The organism is Kutzneria buriramensis (assembly GCF_003387475.1).
Lineage (GTDB): Bacteria > Actinomycetota > Actinomycetes > Mycobacteriales > Pseudonocardiaceae > Kutzneria > Kutzneria buriramensis.
Map to the genome: position 1 here is coordinate 160,930 of NZ_QUNO01000001.1, position 18,379 is coordinate 179,308.

Genomic DNA, 18,379 nt, shown 5'->3' on the forward strand with positions numbered 1-18,379 from the left:
CTAGTTCTAGCGACAGGCAGGCGGAATTCTGACACGGTTCGTACTCGAAACCGCCCAGGACGTTAGGCCGAACGGGGACTTGAACCGGTCCGGGTTGCTGTCAGTAGTGCTCCGCGACCCGCACGTCCGCGATCGACCGCCGCGCCGCGGCCGGACCGGCCAGCCGCACCCGGCCGTCCTCACGGTAGGCCACCGCGTTGCGGCCCGACTGCTTGGCCGAGTACAGCAGGCTGTCGGCCTGCAGCAGCTGGTGCTCGGCCCCGTTCTCGCAGCTGCCGCCCACCTCGTGGGCGACGCCGGCGCTGACCGTGACCCGCAGGCCGGGGGCCATCGCCGACCAGTCGTGCCGCTCGACCCGGTCCCGGGCCGCCTCGGCGATCGCGATCGCCGAGGCCTGGTCGGTGTCGGGCAGCACCAGCACGAACTCCTCGCCGCCGTAGCGGGCGCAGAACGCCGGCTCCGGCAGCTCCACCTGGAGAAGTTCGACGACTTGTTGGAGGACCCGGTCCCCGACCAGGTGCCCGTAGCGGTCGTTGACCTGCTTGAACCAGTCCAGGTCGACCAGCGCGACCGCCAGCGTGCCGGTCTGCTCGGCCAGCATCGCCATCAGGCGTTGGTCCAGGTAGCGGCGGTTGTAGCTCGCGGTGAGGCTGTCCCGGATGCTCTGCTCGTGCGCCTCGGCGTGCTCGCGGCGCAGCCGGTCCACCTCGCGGCGCAGCTGCTCGGGCACGGCCGGCACGTGGCCGTCGCCGTCCTGGTAGATCAGGTCGAGCGCGGACCGCAGATGGTCGTAGGCCTCGCGCCACTGGCCGCGGGAGGCGAGCAGTCCCGCGAGTTTCTCGTGCAGGTTCACCAGTCCGCCGTCGGCCTGTTCGCCGTCCGGTCGGGAGACATCGGGCTGTGATGACGCTGTCACCGCGCTCACCTCCTCACGAAGGTGGTGTCGTCCGCGCGGCGGCGCGGCTTGAGTCACGGCACCCGGGCCGGGGCGCTTTTCCCTCGACTGGCTGACCGAGCCGTGGCCCGAAACGCTGACCGTGCGTAACACGGATGGGCGTATGTGAGTACCGTCACTGGGCCGGGCAGGGGGCGAAGCCGTATGCCCGCCCGCCGTCGACCACCACCCGCTGCGAGCCGATCTGCGTGCCCACCACCGAATTCCCCTGACGGATGGTGAGGCTCACCGCCACCACGTAGACGCTGCCGCTGGGCCGCTTGTCCGAGCCCGGCACCGTCCATCCGGGGTCCGGGCGCAGCGTGGCCAGCGTCGGCGTGGCCGTGATCGTCACGCCGTTGAGGTCGCACACCCGGTCCGCGAACGCCGGCACCTGCGTCGACGTCAGGAACTGCTGCTCCGACCGCACGCCCTGGGCCGCCGCCGCGTCCAGGTCGGTGAAGTACCTCGACACCAGGCCCGGATCCGGCGAGGGCTGCGGCGTGCCCGCCACCGTGCAGCCGGCCAGAGCAGAGGCGGCCAGCGCCAGGGCCGCCAGCGCGATCACCCGGCCGTCAGCCACCGGAGTGCATCATCTCGGCGCCGGCCGGCACGCTCGCGTCCTCCGGGTCGTCGAGCCAGCCGTCGGGCAGCACCACCTTCGCCGCCGAGCCCTGGCGGCCTCGGGGGCCCTCGGCGTCGGCCGGGAACGGCACGTCGTGGTCCAGCTCGCCGATCAGGTCGTCCAGCTCCTGGAGGCTGGAGACCATCGCGAAGCTGCGGCGCAGCGTCGAGCCCACCGGGAAGCCGTGCAGGTACCAGGCCATGTGCTTGCGCAGGTCGCGCAGGCCCTTGTGCTCGTCGTAGTGCTCCGTCAGCAGCTCCGCGTGCCGGCGCAGGACCGTCGCCACCTCGCCCAGGTTCGGTCCCGGCGGCAGCGGTTCGCCGCGGAACGCCGCCTGCAGCTCGCCGAACAGCCACGGGCGGCCCAGGCAGCCCCGGCCCACCACCACGCCGTCGCAGCCCGTCTTCGCCACCATGTCCAGCGCGTCCTGGGCCTTGAAGATGTCGCCGTTGCCCAGCACCGGGATCGTCGTCACGGCTTCCTTGAGGCGGGCGATCGCCGACCAGTCCGCCTGACCCGAGTACCGCTGCGAGGCCGTCCGGGCGTGCAGCGCAACCGCTTGCGCCCCCTCCGCCTCCGCGATCCGGCCCGCGTCCAGGTAGGTCAGGTTCTCGTCGTCGATGCCGATGCGGAACTTCACCGTCACCGGGATCCCCGCCGGCTCCGCCGCCCGCACCGCCGCCGCCACGATGTCCCCGAACAGCCGCCGCTTGTACGGCAGCGCCGCGCCACCACCCTTGCGCGTCACCTTCGGCACCGGGCAGCCGAAGTTCATGTCGATGTGGTCGGCGAGGTCCTCGTCCACGATCATCTGCACGGCCTTGCCCATGGTGACCGGGTCCACGCCGTACAGCTGGAGCGAGCGGGGCTGCTCGTCCGGGTGGAAGGTGATCATGTGCATGGTGCTGGCGTCCCGCTCCACCAGCGCCCGGGTGGTGATCATCTCGCAGACGTACAGGCCCGCCCCATAGCGGCGGCACAGCTGGCGGAACGCGGTGTTGGTGATGCCCGCCATCGGGGCGAGCACCACCGGCGGGTCGACCGTGTGGGGTCCGATCCGGAGTGCGGGAGTCGCAGAAGCCACCCGACCAGGCTAGCCAGCGGCTACGGCTGCACCAAGCTGATCACCGCCGCGCTCGGCCGGAGAGTGCGTCGTAGGTCTCCTCGTCGAAGGCGACCAGGCGGATGAGGTCGACCTTGGTCGGGGTGGCGGCGAGGGTAGTACGGGCGATACGGGCCGCCGGACCGACGGGGTAGCCGTAGAGGCCGGTGGCGATGGCGGGGAAGGCGATGCTGCGTACGTCGAGGGAGTCGGCGACTTCGAGGCAGCGGCAGTAGCAGGAGGCGAGGAGGTCGGCCTCGCCGTAGGCGCCGCCGTCCCAGACGGGGCCGACGGTGTGGATGACGAACGTGACCGCGGCGAGGTCGAAGGCGGGGGTGGCCTTGGCGTCGCCGGGATCGCACGGGGCGATGGCGGAGCCGGCGTCGGCCAGGCGAGGACCGGCGGCACGATGGATGGCGCCGTCGACGCCACCGCCGCCGAGCAGCGACTCGTTGGCGGCGGTGACGATGGCGTCGACACGTTCCTTCGTGATGTCACCAAGCACAACCTCGATCACGGCCATGACGACAGGGTGACAGCGACGGCGGGGCCGCCACCGGTCGTTCCCCTCAAGGCGAACTCAGCCGAGGTCGCGGGCGAGCAGGTCGTCCTCGGTCTCGCGGCGGATGAGCAGGCGGGCGGCGCCGTCGAGGACGGAGACGACGGGCGGCCGGCCGACCATGTTGTAGTTGGAGGCCAGGGAATGGTGGTACGCGCCGGTGCACGGCACGGCGAGCAGGTCGCCGGCGCGGATGTCGGCGGGCAGGGGAACGTCCTCGGCGAGAATGTCCCCGGCCTCGCAGTGGCGGCCGACAACGGTGACGGCGGTGGAGGTGTGCGAGAACCGGCGGCCGACGGGGCGCACGGTGTAGCGGGCGCCGTAGAGGGAGGGCCGGGGGTTGTCGCTCATGCCGCCGTCGACGGCGACGAAGGTGCGCTTGGAGCCATGTTTCACCGTGACGACGCGGTAGAGGGTGATGCCGGCGGACCCGACGATGGCCCGGCCGGGTTCGATCGTGAGGCGGGGCACGGGAAGACGGTATGAGGAGCACTCGTAATTGACGGCACGGAGCACGCGGTCGGCGTAGCCCCGAAGGTCGAACGAGGGGTCGCCGCAGCGGTACGGAACGGCATGCCCGCCGCCGAGATCGAGCTGGGGCAAGGTAATCCCGTGCTGTACCTGGACGAGCGCCATGAAGGCGACCATGCGCCGGGCGGCCTCCTCGAACGAGGCGACGCGCGAGACCTGCGAACCGATGTGGCAGTGCAGCCCGACGAGCCGGAGGCTGGGCTGCGCCAGCACGCGGCCGACGGCCTCCATGGCGGCGCCGGAAGCCAGCGGGAAACCGAACTTCTGGTCCTCGACGCCGGTGGCGACGGCCTTGTGGGTGTGCCCGTCGACGCCGGGCGTGACCCGGACGAGCACGTTCTGCGGATAGCGGGCCAGCGCCCCGAGCTGTTCGATCTCGTCGAGGGAGTCGACGACGACGCGGTCCACGCCGTAGCCGATGGCGGCCTTGAGGTCCTCGGGCGTCTTCACGTTGCCGTGGAACAGGATCCGCGACGCGGGGAAGGCGATCGACCGGGCCACGGCGAGCTCGCCGGCGGAGCAGACGTCCAGCGACAGCCCCTCCTCGGCGATCCACCGGAGCACACCGCGGCCGGTCATCGACTTGCCGGCGTAGGCGATCTCGATGCCCGGCAGCGCCGAGGCGTACTCGCGGCAGTGCAGCCGCACGGTCATCTCGTCCAGGACGTGGCACGGGGTGCCGAAGCGGGCGGCGAGCTGGGTGAGCGGCACCCCGCCGAGCAGCAGGTCCCCGTCCACGCCGTGGCGCACGGACCGCGGCCAGATCCCGGGCTCCAGCTGCCCGCGCAGCGACTCACCCAGCGTCGGTATCAGCTCGGCGAGAGTCATCGTGTCCTCCCAGTCGTCGTCCGAACGCATCCAGCAGACTCCCGAAGACGCAGGTGGGGCGGGGGTGCGGACGCGGTCATGACGGATGCGGGGGGCACGTTGTCGCGATGCTGACGGCCGGGTGGCCCGGACCACATAGTTGACACTGACTAGTTGAGCCTGGATAGTTGGAACTGGCTAATGGAGAGACGATGAAACGACGCGCGGTGTCCAACCCGCTGGCGCTGGCCGTGCTGGCGAACCTGCTCATGGGGCCCAACCACCCGTACGAGATCGGGCGGCTGCTCAAGGAGCAGGGCAAGGACCGGGACATCAAGTACAACCGGGGCTCGCTCTACATGGTGGTGGAGCAGCTCGCCAAGGCCGGTTTCATCGCCGAGCACGAGACGGTCCGCGACACGCAGCGGCCCGAGCGCACGAGCTACGCGCTCACCGACGCGGGACGGACCGAGCTGTACGACTGGATGCGCGAACTGGTGTCGACGCCGGCGCAGGAGTACCCGAGCTTCGGGGTGGCGCTGTCGTTGCTGGTCGTGGTGCCGCCGGCGGAGACGGTGGAACTGCTCGGCCAGCGGCACGCCGCGCTGACCGCACAGGTCGACGAGATCCGGGACACCATGCGCCAGGCCGCCGAGCAGGGCGTGGACTGGTGGTTCCTGATCGAGGAGGAGTACCGGCTCGCGGTGCGAGAGGCGGAACGCACCTTCGTCGCCGGCCTGGCGCAGCGGCTCGCGGATCCCGAATACCAGCGGATGTGGGACGACTTCGTCAGGGGGAGAACACCATGAAGGCACTGATCATCGGGGCCGGCATCACCGGCCCGGTCGCGGCGCTGGCACTGCGCAAGGCCGGCATCGAGGCCGAGATCTACGAGGCGTACGAGCAGCCCGCGGACGACGTCGGCGGCTGGCTGATGATCGCGCCGAACGGCGTCGCCGCGCTGGGCCTGCTCGGCCTGGACACCGACCTGCGCACCATCGGCCGGCCCAACCGGCGCATGGTGATGCTCGATGGCCGCGGCAAGCGGTTCGGCGCGATGGACGAGCTGGACGAGGACAACCCGAGCCAGCTCGTGCTGCGGCCCGACCTGTACCGGCTGCTGGTCGAGCGCGCGGACGCCGCAGGCATCAAGATCCACCGCGGCAAGCGGCTGGTGGCCGCCGAGGAGACCGCGAACGGCGTCACCGTCCGCTTCGCCGACGGCAGCACCGCCGAGGGCGACGTGCTGATCGGCGCGGACGGCGTGCATTCGACGGTCCGCACGCTGATCGACCCGGACGCGCCCGGCCCCCGCTATACCGGCCTGCTCGGCTTCGCCGGCTACCTGCCGGGCAACGACTTCGGCCTCGACCGGGACGAGTTCTACTTCGCCCAGGGCAAGGGAGGATTCCTCGGCTACGCGCTCACCGCCGAGGGCGACACCGGCTGGTTCACCAACGTGCCCAGCGCGGAGCCGATCACCGGCGCGCAGGCCCGCGCCATCGGGGCCGAGGAGTGGCTGCGCCGGATGCGTGAGCTCTACGGCGACGACTACCCGGCGCACGACATGCTGGCCCGGTCCACGGCGGACGAGATGGTCGTGGTCGGCGGGATGCACATCATGCCCAGCGCGCCGCGCTGGCACAGCGACCGCATGGTGCTGGTCGGCGACGCCGCCCACGTGCCGTCCAACAGCACCGGCCAGGGCGCGTCGATGTCCATCGAGAGCGCCATCGAGCTGGCCCGCTGCCTGCGCGACCTGCCGGCGCGGCAGGCCTTCGAGGCGTACGAGCGGCTGCGCCGGGAGCGGGTGGAGAAGGTCGCCGAGTACGGCGAGAAGGTCAACCAGGACAAGGTGAACGGCCGCGTCAGCCAGCTCGTGACCAGCGTGCTGGCGCCGATCGCGATGAAGCTGTTCATGAAGCCGGAGAAGATGTTCGGCTGGCTGCACCGCTTCCGCATCGACTGGGACGCGAAGGTCACCGCGGACTAGGGGGGAGGGCCGGTGGGGGCGCGCCGCGGGCGCGCCCCCACCGATGAACTCAGCCCCGTTCGACCAGGTGTCCCACCACGTCCGGGCCGGGGTGGGCGTGGCCGGAACCGTCGCGGCGCAGGTCCACCTCGGGCAGCTCCACCGACGAGCCGGTGTCCGTCGACCCGGCCGGCCGCGGACCGACCCACGCCAGCCGCAGGGCGTTCTCGCCCTTGAGGAAACGGTGCGTCCGCACGCCGCCGGTGGCCCGCCCCTTGGCCGGGTACTCCTCGAACGGCGTCACCTTCACGGTGTTCCCGGTGGCGGTGACCACCATCGGCGCGCCGTGCTCCTCGTCATCGGTCCGGACCGCCGCGAAGAACAGCGTGTGCGCGCCGGCGGCGAGCTTGATGCCGGCCATGCCGCCGCCCTTGAGGCCCTGCGGCCGCACCAGACCGGCCTCGTAGCGCAGCAGCGAGGAGTCGGAGGACACGAACACCAGGGTCTCGCTGCCGTCGGTCAGCCACGTCGCGCCGACGATCTCATCGCCGTCCTTGAGGGTGATCACCTCGAACTCATCCGACCGCACCGGCCACTCGGGGGCGCACACCTTCACCACGCCCTGCCGGGTTCCCACCGCCAAGCCGGGCGATTCGGTGTCGGTCAACGGCGCGATGGTCACGACCCGCTCGCCCTTGTCCAACGGCACCAGCTCGCTGGCGGCCATGCCGCCGCTCAACGACACCGTGCCCACCTGCTCCGGCAACACCGGCAGCGGCAGCACATCCGTCTTGAACGCCCGGCCCTTGCTGGTCACCAACAGGATCTGGCCACGGGCCGTGGTGTGCACGACCGCCGCGACGGCGTCGTTGCGGGCGCGGCCGTTGCGCCGCCGCGCCTCGGACGCTTCCTCCGACTCGGCGGCGGTACGCGCCACCAGGCCGGTCGCCGACAGCAGCACCTGGCACGGGTCGTCGGCGACCTCCAGCGGGCCGGCCGGCTTGGACGCGGCCAGCACCTCCTTCAGGTCGCCGTCGATCAGCGCGGTCCGCCGCTCCCAGGACACGTCCTTGGTCACCTTGGACAGCTCGGTCGACACGACCTTCCGCAGCACCGCCGGGTCGTCCAGGATCTTGGACAGCTCGGCGATCTCCTCGGTCAGCTTCGCCTGCTCCGACTCCAGCTCGATCTTGTCGTACTTGGTGAGGCGGCGCAGCGGCGTGTCCAGGATGTAGCCGGCCTGGATCTCCGACAGCTTGAACTGCTTCATCAGGCCGTCGCGGGCGGCCTGCGCGTTGTCGCTGTTGCGGATCAGCCGGATCACCTTGTCGATGTCCAGCAGCGCCCGCAGCAGGCCCTCGACCAGGTGCAGCCGCTCCTCGCGCTTGCGCTTGCGGTAGCGGGTGCGGCGGGTGACGACCTCGTAGCGGTGCTTGAGGAACACCTCCAGCAGGGCCTTGAGGCCCAGCGTCTGCGGCTGGCCGTCGACCAGCACCAGGTTGTTGATGCCGAAGGACTGCTCCAGCGGGGTCAGCCGGTACAGGTCGGCCAGCAGCGCCTGCGGGTTCACGCCGACCTTGCACTCGATCACCAGCCGGGTGCCGTTCTCCCGGTCGGTGAGGTCCTTGACGTCGGCGATGCCGGTGAGTCGCTTGGACTTCGTCACCTCGTCGGTGATCTTCTCGATGATCTTCTCCGGGCCGACGCCGTACGGCAGCTCGGTCACCGTGATCGCCTGCCGGCCCCGGCTGCCCTCCAGCGGCCCGGTCTCCGCCCGCGCCCGCATCCGCACCACGCCGCGGCCCGTCTCGTAGGCCTTGCGCACCTCGTCCAGGCCCAGCAGCATGCCGCCGGTCGGCAGGTCCGGCCCCGGCACGAACTCCATCAGCTTGTCCAGCGAGGCGTCCGGGTGGCTGATCAGCCACCGCGCCGCCGCCACGACCTCGCCCAGGTTGTGCGGGATCATGTTGGTGGCCATGCCCACCGCGATCCCGGACGTGCCGTTCACCAGCAGGTTCGGGAACGCCGCCGGCAGCACCGACGGCTCCTCCAGCGACCCGTCGTAGTTCGGCCGGAAGTCGACCGTGTCCTCGCCCAGCTCGCCGACCAGCAGCATGGCCTCGTTGGACATTCTTGCCTCGGTGTAGCGCGACGCGGCCGGTCCATCGTCTGGGCTACCAAAATTACCGTGCCCGTCGATCAGCGGCGCGTTCATGGAAAAGTCCTGCGCCAATCGAACCATTGCGTCGTAAATAGCAAGATCGCCGTGTGGATGGAATTTGCCCATCACATCCCCGACGACGCGGGACGACTTCACGTACGCGTGCGTCGGCCGGTAACCCTGCTCGTGCATCGAGTACAGGATTCGGCGGTGCACCGGCTTGAGGCCGTCCCGGGCGTCGGGCAGCGCCCGGGAGTGGATGACCGAGTACGCGTACTCCAGGTACGAGTCCTCGATCTCCGTCGTCACCGGGGTGTCCAGCACGGTGGCGCCCGCGCGGTCGAAGGCCGACGGGTCCACCTTGGTCACGGAGCCCTTGCTGCGGCGTGCCATGTCTTGCCTGTTCTCCTACTCCGGAAGCGGACCGGTCAGATGTCGATCGCGGACTGGTCGACGCGGGCGGCCGACTCCACCAGCCAGTTGCGCCGGGGCTCCACCTTCTCGCCCATCAGCAGCTCGAGGGTCTGCTCGGCGGCGTCGGCGTCGTCCAGGGTGATCCGGCGCACCGAGCGGGAGGCGGGGTTCATGGTGGTGTGCCACAGCTCGTCGGCGTCCATCTCGCCCAGGCCCTTGAACCGGGGCACCGGGGTGACGACCTGCTTGCCGGCCTTCTCCAGCGCGGCCAGCTTGGTCTCCATCTCCCGCTGGGTGAAGGTGAAGATGGTCTCCGGGTTGCGGCCCTTGGTGGTGAGCTTGTGCAGCGGCGGCATGGCGGCGTACAGCCGGCCGTCCTCGATCACCGGCCGCATGTACTTGGCGAACAGGGTGATCAGCAGCGTCCGGATGTGCGAGCCGTCGACGTCGGCGTCGGCCATCAGGATCACCCGGCCGTAGCGCATCGCGGACAGGTCGAAGGTGCGTCCGGTGCCGGCGCCGAGCACCTGCACGATGGAGGCGATCTCGGCGTTGCGCAGGGTGTCGGCCAGATTCGCCTTCTGCACGTTGAGAATCTTTCCGCGCAGCGGCAGAAGTGCCTGGTACTCCGACACTCGCGCCATGCGCGCGCTGTTGTGGACGAACACGCCCGCTTCGAGGGCGAAGTTGTGATAGCCGTCCACGGTCAGGTCGTAGACGTCGGCGGTCTCGGCCAGGGGCTCGACGAACGCGACACGGTGATTGACCAGTGTCGCCGCTTCGCGCAACCGTTCGAGATCGCCGTCGTAGGCCTCGAGCAGGCGGTCGAACCGGAGGCCGGTACGGGCTACGCGCGATCGCATCTCGTCGTAGGCGTGGGCCAGGTCGGCATCCGGGATCGACGCCAACTCGGCGACTCGCTTCAGTGCCGCAATCCGTCGGCCTTCGTTCTGCTGGGCGACCCGTTCGGCCCGCGGCACGGTCTCGACGTAGCGTGCGCGTCCGGCCTGCACCTTCGCGAGGTGACCGTTGCTTGGATCGGCGAGACGTTCCTTCATGTAGGCCGAATGCTGTTGGCCGAATTCGGGGTTCTTCGCGTGCCAGGCAAGGACGGCGTCACGCTGCCGTGCTCGTTCGGCCGGGTCGTCGAACTGGGCTTCGGTTGCCAGCGAACACCACGCCCGAAGCTTCTCGTTCTCCCATTGCTTACGGGACCGCTCGCTCCATTCGGTCCGGCGAGCGGGGTCGGCGAAGAAGGCGCGCACCCGTTCGGCAGCGGCGGCGCGATGCTCGGGGTGCGCCCAGTAGTCGGCCTGACGTTGCCGCATCTGCTCGGCGTACGCCGCCTTCTCCGCTGTGGTCAGCGCCGCGTACCAGTCCTGGAAGCCCTGCTCGATCCGCTCGCGGAAAGCGGGGTCGGCGTTGAGCGTGGCCAGTCGCTGCAAGCACGCCGCACGGAATTCAAGATCCTGCCACTGGGAGGAAAGCATCGCGGACTTGAACTCGATTCCGCCTGCGGCCAGCCACGCCCGGTAACCCGCGTGCACGTGGTCGCCCATCATGGACGCGTGCAGGGCGGCGTGATCGTCCCACGTCATCCTGCGAATGTTGCGCGGGTCGTTGTTCCGCTTGTTGACGTCGATGTGATGGCGCACGTTGCCGTTGTCGGCACGGTCGAGCCCGTGACGGAGGTTGTGGGCGTCGGCGAGGTAGTGGGTGTACACCCACTCGTCGCGGTCATTCATCCAGACGCGTTCGTAGCCGTCCAGCTTGTCGCCGGCAGCCTTCGCCGACAACGACCGGTACAGCGGCATCAGCGAGTCGCCCGCGGTCAGCTCGTCGGCTCGTCGGTACGAGCCGTCGCGAAGTCGGAACAGGTGGTCGGGTGTGCAGCGGACGGACTCGCCGTTGTCCAGAGTCACGCGGACCAGTGACGCCGCCCGCTTGGTGAGGCGCGGTTCGACAAGCGGCGCGACGACCACCCGCCCGGCCTTGTTGGTCGTGTATCCGAAGTGCGTGATGCCCTTGGCCCAGTCAGCGGCCAGATCGGCAAATGACCGGCTCTCACCCGATGCCAGGGCGATCCTCGTGTCACCGGTGAAACAGCCCAGCGCGCTGTCGCCCTCCACGAGGAACAGCTCGCTACGCGAAACACCGGTGGTGCGGCAGTCGACCAGCTTCGGGGGCATGGCCGCGCCCTCGAGCGCGGTCTTGCGCCGGGCGGCGTCCTTCTGCTGCTTCTGGGTCAGCCGCACGCGCGCGGCGTCGACCACCTTCTGCAGCACGGTCTTGGCCTCGGTCTTGGTGCGGCGGTCCTCGGTCCACGCCTTCACCTGCCGCTCCACCACGCCCAGGATCACCTTGGTGATGCCGGCGGTGGACAGCTCGTCCTTGGTCTGCGACGTGAACTGCGGCTCCGGGATGCGCACGTGGATCACGGCGGTCATGCCCTCGAGCACGTCCTCCAGCGTGGGCATGTCCTCCTTGGGCTTGAGCAGCCCGCGGGTCTTGGAGATGGCGTCCTGCACGGCCTTGGTGACGGCCCGGTCGAAGCCCTTGCGGTGGGTGCCGCCGTGCATGTTGCGGATGGTGTTGGTGAAGCACTCCACCGTGCGCTCGTAGCCGGTGCCCCAGCGCAGCGCCACCTCGACCTCGGCGTGACGCTCCACTTTGGACCGCATCACGCCGTTCTCGTCGGCGGCGTTCTCGAAGTAGGTGCCGTCGCCGTTGATCAGCAGCGTGCCGGAGACGGGCTTGTCGCCGGACGGCGTCAGGAAGTCCACCATGTCGGACAGGCCGTGCGGGTAGTGGAACGACTCCTCGACGATCGAGCCCTCGGTGGCGTCACGCAGCACGTAGGTCACGCCCGGCACCAGGAAGGCGGTGTTGCGCAGCTTGGCCCGCACCGCCTCGCGGTCCAGGGCGGCGCCGTTCTCGAAGTAGCGGGAGTCGTACCAGTACCGGATGGACGTGCCGCTGGACTCGCCGCGCTTCATCTTGCCGGTGACCTGGAGCCCGGACTGCTGGGTGAACTTGGCCTTCGGCCCGGGCGCGTCGAACACGCCGGGCACGCCGTGCGCGAACGACATCTGGTGCACCTTGCCGAGCTGCTTGACCACGACGTCGAACCGGTGCGACAGGGCGTTCACGGCGGACGCGCCGACGCCGTGCAGGCCGCCGGACGTCTTGTAGCCGGAGCCGCCGAACTTGCCGCCGGCGTGCAGCCGGGTCAGCACGAGCTCCACGCCGGACAGGCCGGACTTGGCGTGCACACCGGTCGGGATGCCGCGGCCGTCGTCGTCGACCTGCACGCTGCCGTCGGCGTGCAGCGTGACCACGACACGCTTGGCGAAGCCGGCGATGCCCTCGTCGGTGGAGTTGTCGACCACCTCGGTGAACAGGTGGTTGATGCCGCGGCTGTCGGTCGACCCGATGTACATGCCGGGTCGCTTGCGGACCGCCTCCAGACCCTCCAGGTGCGTGAGGTCGTCGGCCCCGTAAAGAGTCTCAGCGGTCACAGGGTCTTTCTCCCAGATCGTGGCTAGCCAATTCTTGAATTAACGCGGTCTCGGCCCCGAGGGTAGTCCCAGGGACCGACAGTTCAGCCGAGCAGCGCCAGCTCGGCCACGACGGCACGGTGGTCGGTGCCCGGCAGCAGGTGCTCGCTCGCGGACACCGCGGCCAGGCCGGGACCGTGCAGCACGTGGTCGATCTGGATCAGCGGGAACGCCGACGGCCAGGTCGGCGCCCACCCTCGGCCCAGCTCGGCGTGCGTGTCGATCAACCCGGCCGCCAGCAGCGAGCGCAGCGGCGAGTGATCGACGGTGGCGTTGAAGTCGCCGAGCACGACGACGTTCCGGCCGGCAGTGGCCCGCAGCGCCGACATGTCCTGGGCCCAGAGCCCCGGGCCTCCGACAGGATAGTACGTGTGCACGCCGGTTATCGGGATGTCGTGGCCGGACACGGTCACCGTGATCTGCGTCTGCGGCCACGTGGTGGGCAGGTTCGCGGGCCCGCCGTGGGTGATCGGGAACCGGGAGAAGATGGACGTGTCGTTCTCCGGGTGCAGCTCCCGATAGGGCATGAGCTTGGCCATGCCGGCCTCGTCCAGGGCCTTGATCGCGGGGGCGTCCAGCTCCTCCAGGGCCAGCACGTCCAGGTGCTCGTCCTTGGCCATCGACACCAGCGCGAGCGGGTCGACCTGGCCTCGGTGGGTGTTGCAGGTGCCGACGCGGATATGCACAGCGTCGGCCGGGATGGCCGGCCGGTTGGGTACGAACCGGGGCACGATCCAGGCCACTTGCAGCACCAGCAGCGCCGCCGCGGCCACGGTGAGCCACCGGCCGCGCAGTGCGAGCAGCGTCACCAGCACGGCCGCGGTGAGCAGCGCGAAGTAGGGCAGCAGCGCGATGGGCAGCGCCAGATAGGTGCCGTCGTCGAAGCCGAAGATCCGGGTGACGGCGAGCACGGTGGCGCAGGTCAGCGGCGCGGCGCAGGCGATCAGCGCCGCGGTTCGGCCCCGGTTCACCAGGCGGCCTCGACGGACTCGATGTTGGCGACGGCGAACTCCCGCTCGTCCTCGCGCAGGTAGCACCACGAATCCAGCCAGCCGTTGAGCAGCTGCTCCGGGCGAATCCGGCGAACCGTGCGGTTGCCGTTGCGGTCGCGGTAGCCGATCACCACGTCGCCCTCGGTGTCGATGGCGTGCGCCAGCATCGCCAGCTCGACGGGGTGCAGCGTGTGGTTCTGGCGGGACAGCCGGTCGAAGGTCGCGCCGCCCTCGACCGGCACGTGCGGCTCGGCGATCAGCCGCGCGGCCAGTTCCTCGGCGGTGACGGCGGTCCTGTCCACAATCGCCTGGGCCATGTGTTCCTTCGCGTGTTCCACCACGACCGTGCCGGCGTGATTCTCGGTGACCGGCGCGTAGCCGGCGTTCCGCAGCAGCGCCAGCACGTTCGCCGGACTGTCCGAACTGGACAGCACCGTCGGCGCGAGCTGGCTGAAGCCCTTGAGCCGGTGGGCGATCTCGGTGGCGGTCGCCTCGTCGGCGACCACGCAGCACCGCACCTCCCGCACCCGGACGTGCCCGTGCCGCCGGTCCACGTCGTTGATCAGGTACGTCAGCGGCTGCGGCGCCGGCCCCAGCTCGGCGAGCAGGTCCTCGGCGGTCCAGCCGGCGTCCAGCGCGGCCCGGACGCTCGTGGCGGAGAACCGCCACACCGCGCCGGCCTCGCGCTCGGCGGCGGCGAGGATCACGCGCGGCGGCGGTCCGGCCACGATCGCCGTGAGATCGGACTGGAGGATCACGCCGGCGGCCTGTTCGGGCAGCAGGTCGTCGACGCCGTCCCGCCGACCGGCGAGGAATTCGCCCAGGTCGGTGAGGACGTCCAGGGCGACCAGGCCGAGGGTCTCCGCGTCCCGGACCAGCTGCTCGACGTCGTCCTCGTGCACCATCGGGCAGAACCAGTCGAGCCCGTCGGCGGCCGCCCGCACCGACACTCCGCCGGCCGCGGCCGTCAGCAAGGCGCGACGCATCGGGCCGTGCTCGGCTTCCGCGAGCCATCCTTCGGCGAGGTCCGTCCAGCGCCGAGCCGGGCCGAGGTCCCGCCACCGCGGGAAGTCCGTGGTGGGCGCGAAGCCCTCCTCGACGTCGCCGAGCAGCCCGGACAGGCCGGCCAGATCGAGCCACAGCGCCGCGGTTTCCGGCTCGACGGCCAGCTCACGGGCCAGGCGGGACACTTCCTTGGTACCGATGCCACCCTTCTTCAACGCGGTGATCGGCTTCGCGGTTGCCTTGTCCAGCAGCGATGTGACGCCGTCGAGCAGCGCCGATGCCGCCGCCTGCGCGGCCCGGTGCACGGCGGCGGCGTCCGTTCGCACCAGCGGGAGCTCCGGCCGGCCGGTGAGCACCGCGTCCTCCGTGCGGTCCATCGACCAGTGCTGGGTCAGCAGTGGCGGCAGCTGAAGATCCGGCCCCCAGAGCAGGCCGAGCGTCCGGAGCTGGTCCAGCACCGCCGGCAGCAGCGCCTGGTCGAGCCGCTCCAGGCGGCCGGCGGTGATCGCCTCGCCGACGACCAGCTGGTCCCGGTTCAGCGTCTGGAGCGCGATGACCAGCGATGATGCGCTGCACAGTCGCTGCGCCAGCGCGGCGAGGCCCCGTGGCACGGGCTCGACGAGCACGTCGGGCCGCGCGCGGAGCAACGCGGCCAACGCGGACTCGTCGAGCCCGGCCAGATACTCCTCGTACTCCACATCGCCAACCTACTTGAGCGCGCCGGTCACCAGGTCCAGCCGCCAGTAGCGCTGCAACGACAGGAACAGGGCGATGACCGGCAGCACCGACAGCAGGGTGCCGGTGATCACCAGCGAGTACAGCGACGCCTCGGCCGCCCCGTGCCGCAGCAGGCTGTACAGGCCCACGGTGAGGGGGAACTTGTCGTCGGAGTTGACCATCACGAACGGCAGCAGGAAGTTGTTCCAGATGGCGATGAACTGGAGCAGGAACACGGTGATCAGCCCCGGTCCCATCAGCCGCAGACCCACCGAGTGGAACAGCTTCCACTCCGACGCCCCGTCGATCCGGCCGGCCTCCAGCAGCGACTGCGGCACCGAGGAGGCGGCATAGATCCGGCACAGGTAGATGCCGTACGGGTTGAACAGCTGCGGCAGCAGCACGCCGAGGTAGCTGTCGGTCAGCCCCACGTTGGACAGCAGCAGGTACTGCGGGATCGCCAGCACGATCTGCGGCAGCAGCACGCAGGCGAGGATGGTGTTGAACACGACCTTGCGGCCGCGGAAGGAGTACATCGCGATGGCGTACCCGCAGGCGGCCGACACCAGCGACGCCAGCACGCCGCCGATCAGGGCGTAGCCGAAGCTGTTGAGCATCCACTGCCAGAAGATGCCGCCCTGGTACGTCGACAGATCCACGATGTTCTGCCAGATGCCCGCGCCGAACGACGGCAGGTACGTGGCGGTGGAGAACAGGTCCGTCTTGGACTTGGTTGCCGCGATGAGGATCCACAGCGTCGGCACCAGGCAGTAGATCGCGCCCAGCACCAGCGCGGCGGTCGGCAGCAGCCGGATACGAGTCACCGGTTCACCCTCGACACCGTGCGGGAGGCCACGAGCGACACCACCAGCGCCGCCACCACGAACAGCACCGAGGTCGCGGCGGCCTTGTTCACGTCGGAGTTGACGAACGCGTCCTCGTAGATCTTCATCAGCGGCACCCAGGTGGAGGAGACGGCGTTGGACAGCGGCCGCAACGTGTTGGGCTCGTTGAACAGTTGCAGCGAGGCCAGCGCCGTGAACAGCGTGCACATCGCGATCGCCGGCAGCACCAGCGGAATCTTGATGCGCAGCGCCATCCGCAGCTCGGAGCAGCCGTCGATGCGCGCCGCCTCGTACAGCTCGGACGGCAGGCCGCGCAGCGCCGTGAAGATGACGATCATGTTGAAGCCGACCGAGCCCCACACCGCCACGTTGGCCGCCGAGAAGAACACCGTGACGGAGCCGAAGAAGTCGACGTGGTCGCCGCCGATCGGGCTGGTCGCCGGCAGGTACATGAAGCCCCACATCAGCGAGGCGATCACGCCCGGCACCGCGTACGGCAGGAAGATCGCCAACCGGGTGGTCCGGGCCAGCCGGACCCGCGGCACGTCCAGCAGCAGGGCGAACAGCAGCGCGCCGCCGACGGTGGCCGGGATGAACAGCAGCGCCACCAGCAGCATGCGCACGATGCTCGACCACAGCTCCGGATCGGCCAGCGCCGTGCCGTAGTTGTCCAGCCCGACGAAGACCAGCCTGCTGCCGCCTCCCAGCAGCCCGCCGACGACCTTGCGTGCCTGGAAGCTCAGCACGAGGGCGTAGACGCCGGGCGCCACCACGAACAGCGCGAGCAGCGCGACTGCCGGGAGGACGAGCAGGTAGGGCAGCTTGGCCCGGTTGCGCGCGGCCATCAGCCGACCGTGAACCCTTGCTTCTTCATGTCGGCGACGGTCGCGTTCTGCATGTCGTCCAGGGCCGCGCCGAAGGCCGTGTTGTTCTGGAGCGCGGCCCCGAACTTGTCGGTGTACGCGCCGAAGGTGACCGTCACGTCCGGGCCCCACATGGAGAAGCTGCGCGAGCTCGGCGCCACCTGCTTGACCAGCCCGTAGTAGTCGGTCTGGTTGGGCAGGAACGGCGGCGGCGAGGACAGCACCGGCAGCGACCGGCCGGAGGTGGCCGCCGGGTAGACGTTGATGTTCTGGATCTGCGCGGCGACGGCCTTGGCGTCGGTGTTCAGCCAGGCCGCGAACTGCGCCGCCTGCGCCGGGTGCTTGGAGTCGGTGGTGACCGTGGTGGCCGAGCCGCCCCAGATGCCGGTGGTCTTGTCGCCCGCGGTCCACGCCGGCAGCGGCGCGGCGGCCCACTTGCCCTTGGTGTTGGGCGCGATGCCGGAGAACTGGGCCGGCGCCCAGGCGCCGGAGATCCAGGCGGCGACCTGGCCCTCGTTCATCTGCTTGTTCCACTCCGGCGAGAAGGAGGGGTTCTTCGCGATGGTGCCGGCCTTGACCAGGCCCTCCCAGTAGGAGGCGACCTTCTTGGAGGCGGCGCTGTTGATGTCCACCTTCCACTTGTCGCCGTCGGCCGACCACCAGTCGGCGCCGGCCTGCTGCATGAGACCGGTGATCCAGCCCGGGTCGGCGGCGTCGAAGTTGGTCAGCGACACGGTCGGGGCCTTGGTGTGCAGGTCCTGCGCGGTCTGCGCGAACTCGTCCCAGGTGGTCGGCACCTTGAGGCCGTACTGCTGGAACAGGTCGGTGCGGTAGAACAGCAGCAGCGGCGCCACGTCCTGCGGCACGCCGTACACCTTGCCCTGGAACTTGGTGGCCTTCAGCGTGTTGTCGTCGAAGTCCTTGACGGCGTCGCCGGTGTACTGGGTGATGTCGGCGACCTCCTGGCCGGCCACCAGCGCCGGCAGCGACTGGTACTCGACCTTGGCGATGTCCGGGCCGTTGCCGGCGTGGTGGGCGGTGATCATCTTGCTCACCAGCTGGTCGCCACCGGCCGGATTGGACAGTGTCACGTGGATGTCGGGGTGGGCGTCGTTCCAGATCGCCACCACCTTGTCCATGTTGGGATCCCAGTCCCAGAACGTCAGGTTCGCCTTGCCGCCGGCCGACGACTGGTCGCCGCCGCCGCTGCCGCCACCGCACCCGGTCACAAGCAGAGCGCCGGCGATCAAAGCGCCGGCGAGTCGCCACTGACTCCGCATAGCCCTGTCTCCGCT

General features: G+C 70.1%; 14 protein-coding genes. 2 read left to right on the forward strand and 12 right to left on the reverse strand.

The window, feature by feature from the left end:
- Positions 1–100: 100 nt before the first annotated feature.
- From BCF44_RS00805 to lysA, 5 genes are all read right to left on the reverse strand, one after another.
- Positions 101–916, reverse strand: coding sequence for a GGDEF domain-containing protein (locus tag BCF44_RS00805; RefSeq protein WP_211352836.1), 816 nt, complete (start codon positions 914–916; stop codon positions 101–103).
- Between the two features lie 154 nt (positions 917–1,070).
- On the reverse strand, positions 1,071–1,517 hold the full coding sequence (locus BCF44_RS00810; protein ID WP_116172127.1) for a hypothetical protein: 447 nt from the start codon (positions 1,515–1,517) through the stop codon (positions 1,071–1,073).
- Positions 1,510–2,643 (reverse strand): tRNA dihydrouridine synthase DusB, encoded by a 1,134-nt coding sequence (dusB, locus tag BCF44_RS00815; RefSeq protein WP_116172128.1) that lies wholly within the window; start codon positions 2,641–2,643, stop codon positions 1,510–1,512. The genes BCF44_RS00810 and dusB overlap by 8 nt, the downstream gene beginning before the upstream one ends.
- Before the next feature lie 40 nt (positions 2,644–2,683).
- The gene (locus BCF44_RS00820) at positions 2,684–3,184 is read right to left on the reverse strand and encodes a macro domain-containing protein (RefSeq protein WP_116172129.1); all 501 of its coding nucleotides are present in this window, start codon (positions 3,182–3,184) and stop codon (positions 2,684–2,686) included.
- Between the two features lie 57 nt (positions 3,185–3,241).
- The gene (gene lysA / locus BCF44_RS00825; protein ID WP_116172808.1) at positions 3,242–4,579 is read right to left on the reverse strand and encodes a diaminopimelate decarboxylase; all 1,338 of its coding nucleotides are present in this window, start codon (positions 4,577–4,579) and stop codon (positions 3,242–3,244) included.
- A gap of 191 nt (positions 4,580–4,770) precedes the next feature.
- Between lysA and BCF44_RS00830 the strand changes: the two genes are divergently transcribed.
- Together BCF44_RS00830 and BCF44_RS00835 are read left to right on the forward strand one after the other, a co-directional pair.
- A complete protein-coding gene (locus tag BCF44_RS00830) occupies positions 4,771–5,367 on the forward strand; it encodes a PadR family transcriptional regulator (protein ID WP_116172130.1) in 597 nt (198 codons plus the stop codon).
- Positions 5,364–6,551 carry an FAD-dependent oxidoreductase gene (locus tag BCF44_RS00835; protein ID WP_116172131.1) on the forward strand — a complete coding sequence of 396 codons (1,188 nt, stop codon included), beginning with the start codon at positions 5,364–5,366 and terminating at the stop codon, positions 6,549–6,551. The genes BCF44_RS00830 and BCF44_RS00835 overlap by 4 nt, the downstream gene beginning before the upstream one ends.
- Positions 6,552–6,600: 49 nt before the next feature.
- On the opposite strand, the gene BCF44_RS00840 is transcribed toward BCF44_RS00835, so the two are convergent.
- The 7 genes from BCF44_RS00840 to BCF44_RS00870 form a co-directional block, all read right to left on the reverse strand.
- Positions 6,601–9,084, reverse strand: coding sequence for a DNA gyrase/topoisomerase IV subunit A (locus BCF44_RS00840; protein ID WP_116172132.1), 2,484 nt, complete (start codon positions 9,082–9,084; stop codon positions 6,601–6,603).
- 35 nt (positions 9,085–9,119) lie between these two features.
- Complete coding sequence (locus BCF44_RS00845) at positions 9,120–12,623, reverse strand: ATP-binding protein (RefSeq protein ID WP_116172133.1); 3,504 nt, start codon at positions 12,621–12,623, stop codon at positions 9,120–9,122.
- Positions 12,624–12,706: 83 nt separating this feature from the next.
- A complete protein-coding gene (locus BCF44_RS00850) occupies positions 12,707–13,633 on the reverse strand; it encodes an endonuclease/exonuclease/phosphatase family protein (RefSeq protein ID WP_211352837.1) in 927 nt (308 codons plus the stop codon).
- Positions 13,630–15,357 (reverse strand): helicase-associated domain-containing protein, encoded by a 1,728-nt coding sequence (locus BCF44_RS00855; protein ID WP_116172134.1) that lies wholly within the window; start codon positions 15,355–15,357, stop codon positions 13,630–13,632. The genes BCF44_RS00850 and BCF44_RS00855 overlap by 4 nt, the downstream gene beginning before the upstream one ends.
- Positions 15,358–15,366: 9 nt before the next feature.
- Positions 15,367–16,200, reverse strand: coding sequence for a carbohydrate ABC transporter permease (locus BCF44_RS00860; protein ID WP_116172135.1), 834 nt, complete (start codon positions 16,198–16,200; stop codon positions 15,367–15,369).
- Positions 16,197–17,066 carry a carbohydrate ABC transporter permease gene (locus tag BCF44_RS00865; RefSeq protein WP_116172136.1) on the reverse strand — a complete coding sequence of 290 codons (870 nt, stop codon included), beginning with the start codon at positions 17,064–17,066 and terminating at the stop codon, positions 16,197–16,199. The genes BCF44_RS00860 and BCF44_RS00865 overlap by 4 nt, the downstream gene beginning before the upstream one ends.
- The gene (locus tag BCF44_RS00870; RefSeq protein ID WP_116172137.1) at positions 17,066–18,364 is read right to left on the reverse strand and encodes an ABC transporter substrate-binding protein; all 1,299 of its coding nucleotides are present in this window, start codon (positions 18,362–18,364) and stop codon (positions 17,066–17,068) included. The genes BCF44_RS00865 and BCF44_RS00870 overlap by 1 nt, the downstream gene beginning before the upstream one ends.
- Between the last annotated feature and the right edge of the window lie 15 nt (positions 18,365–18,379).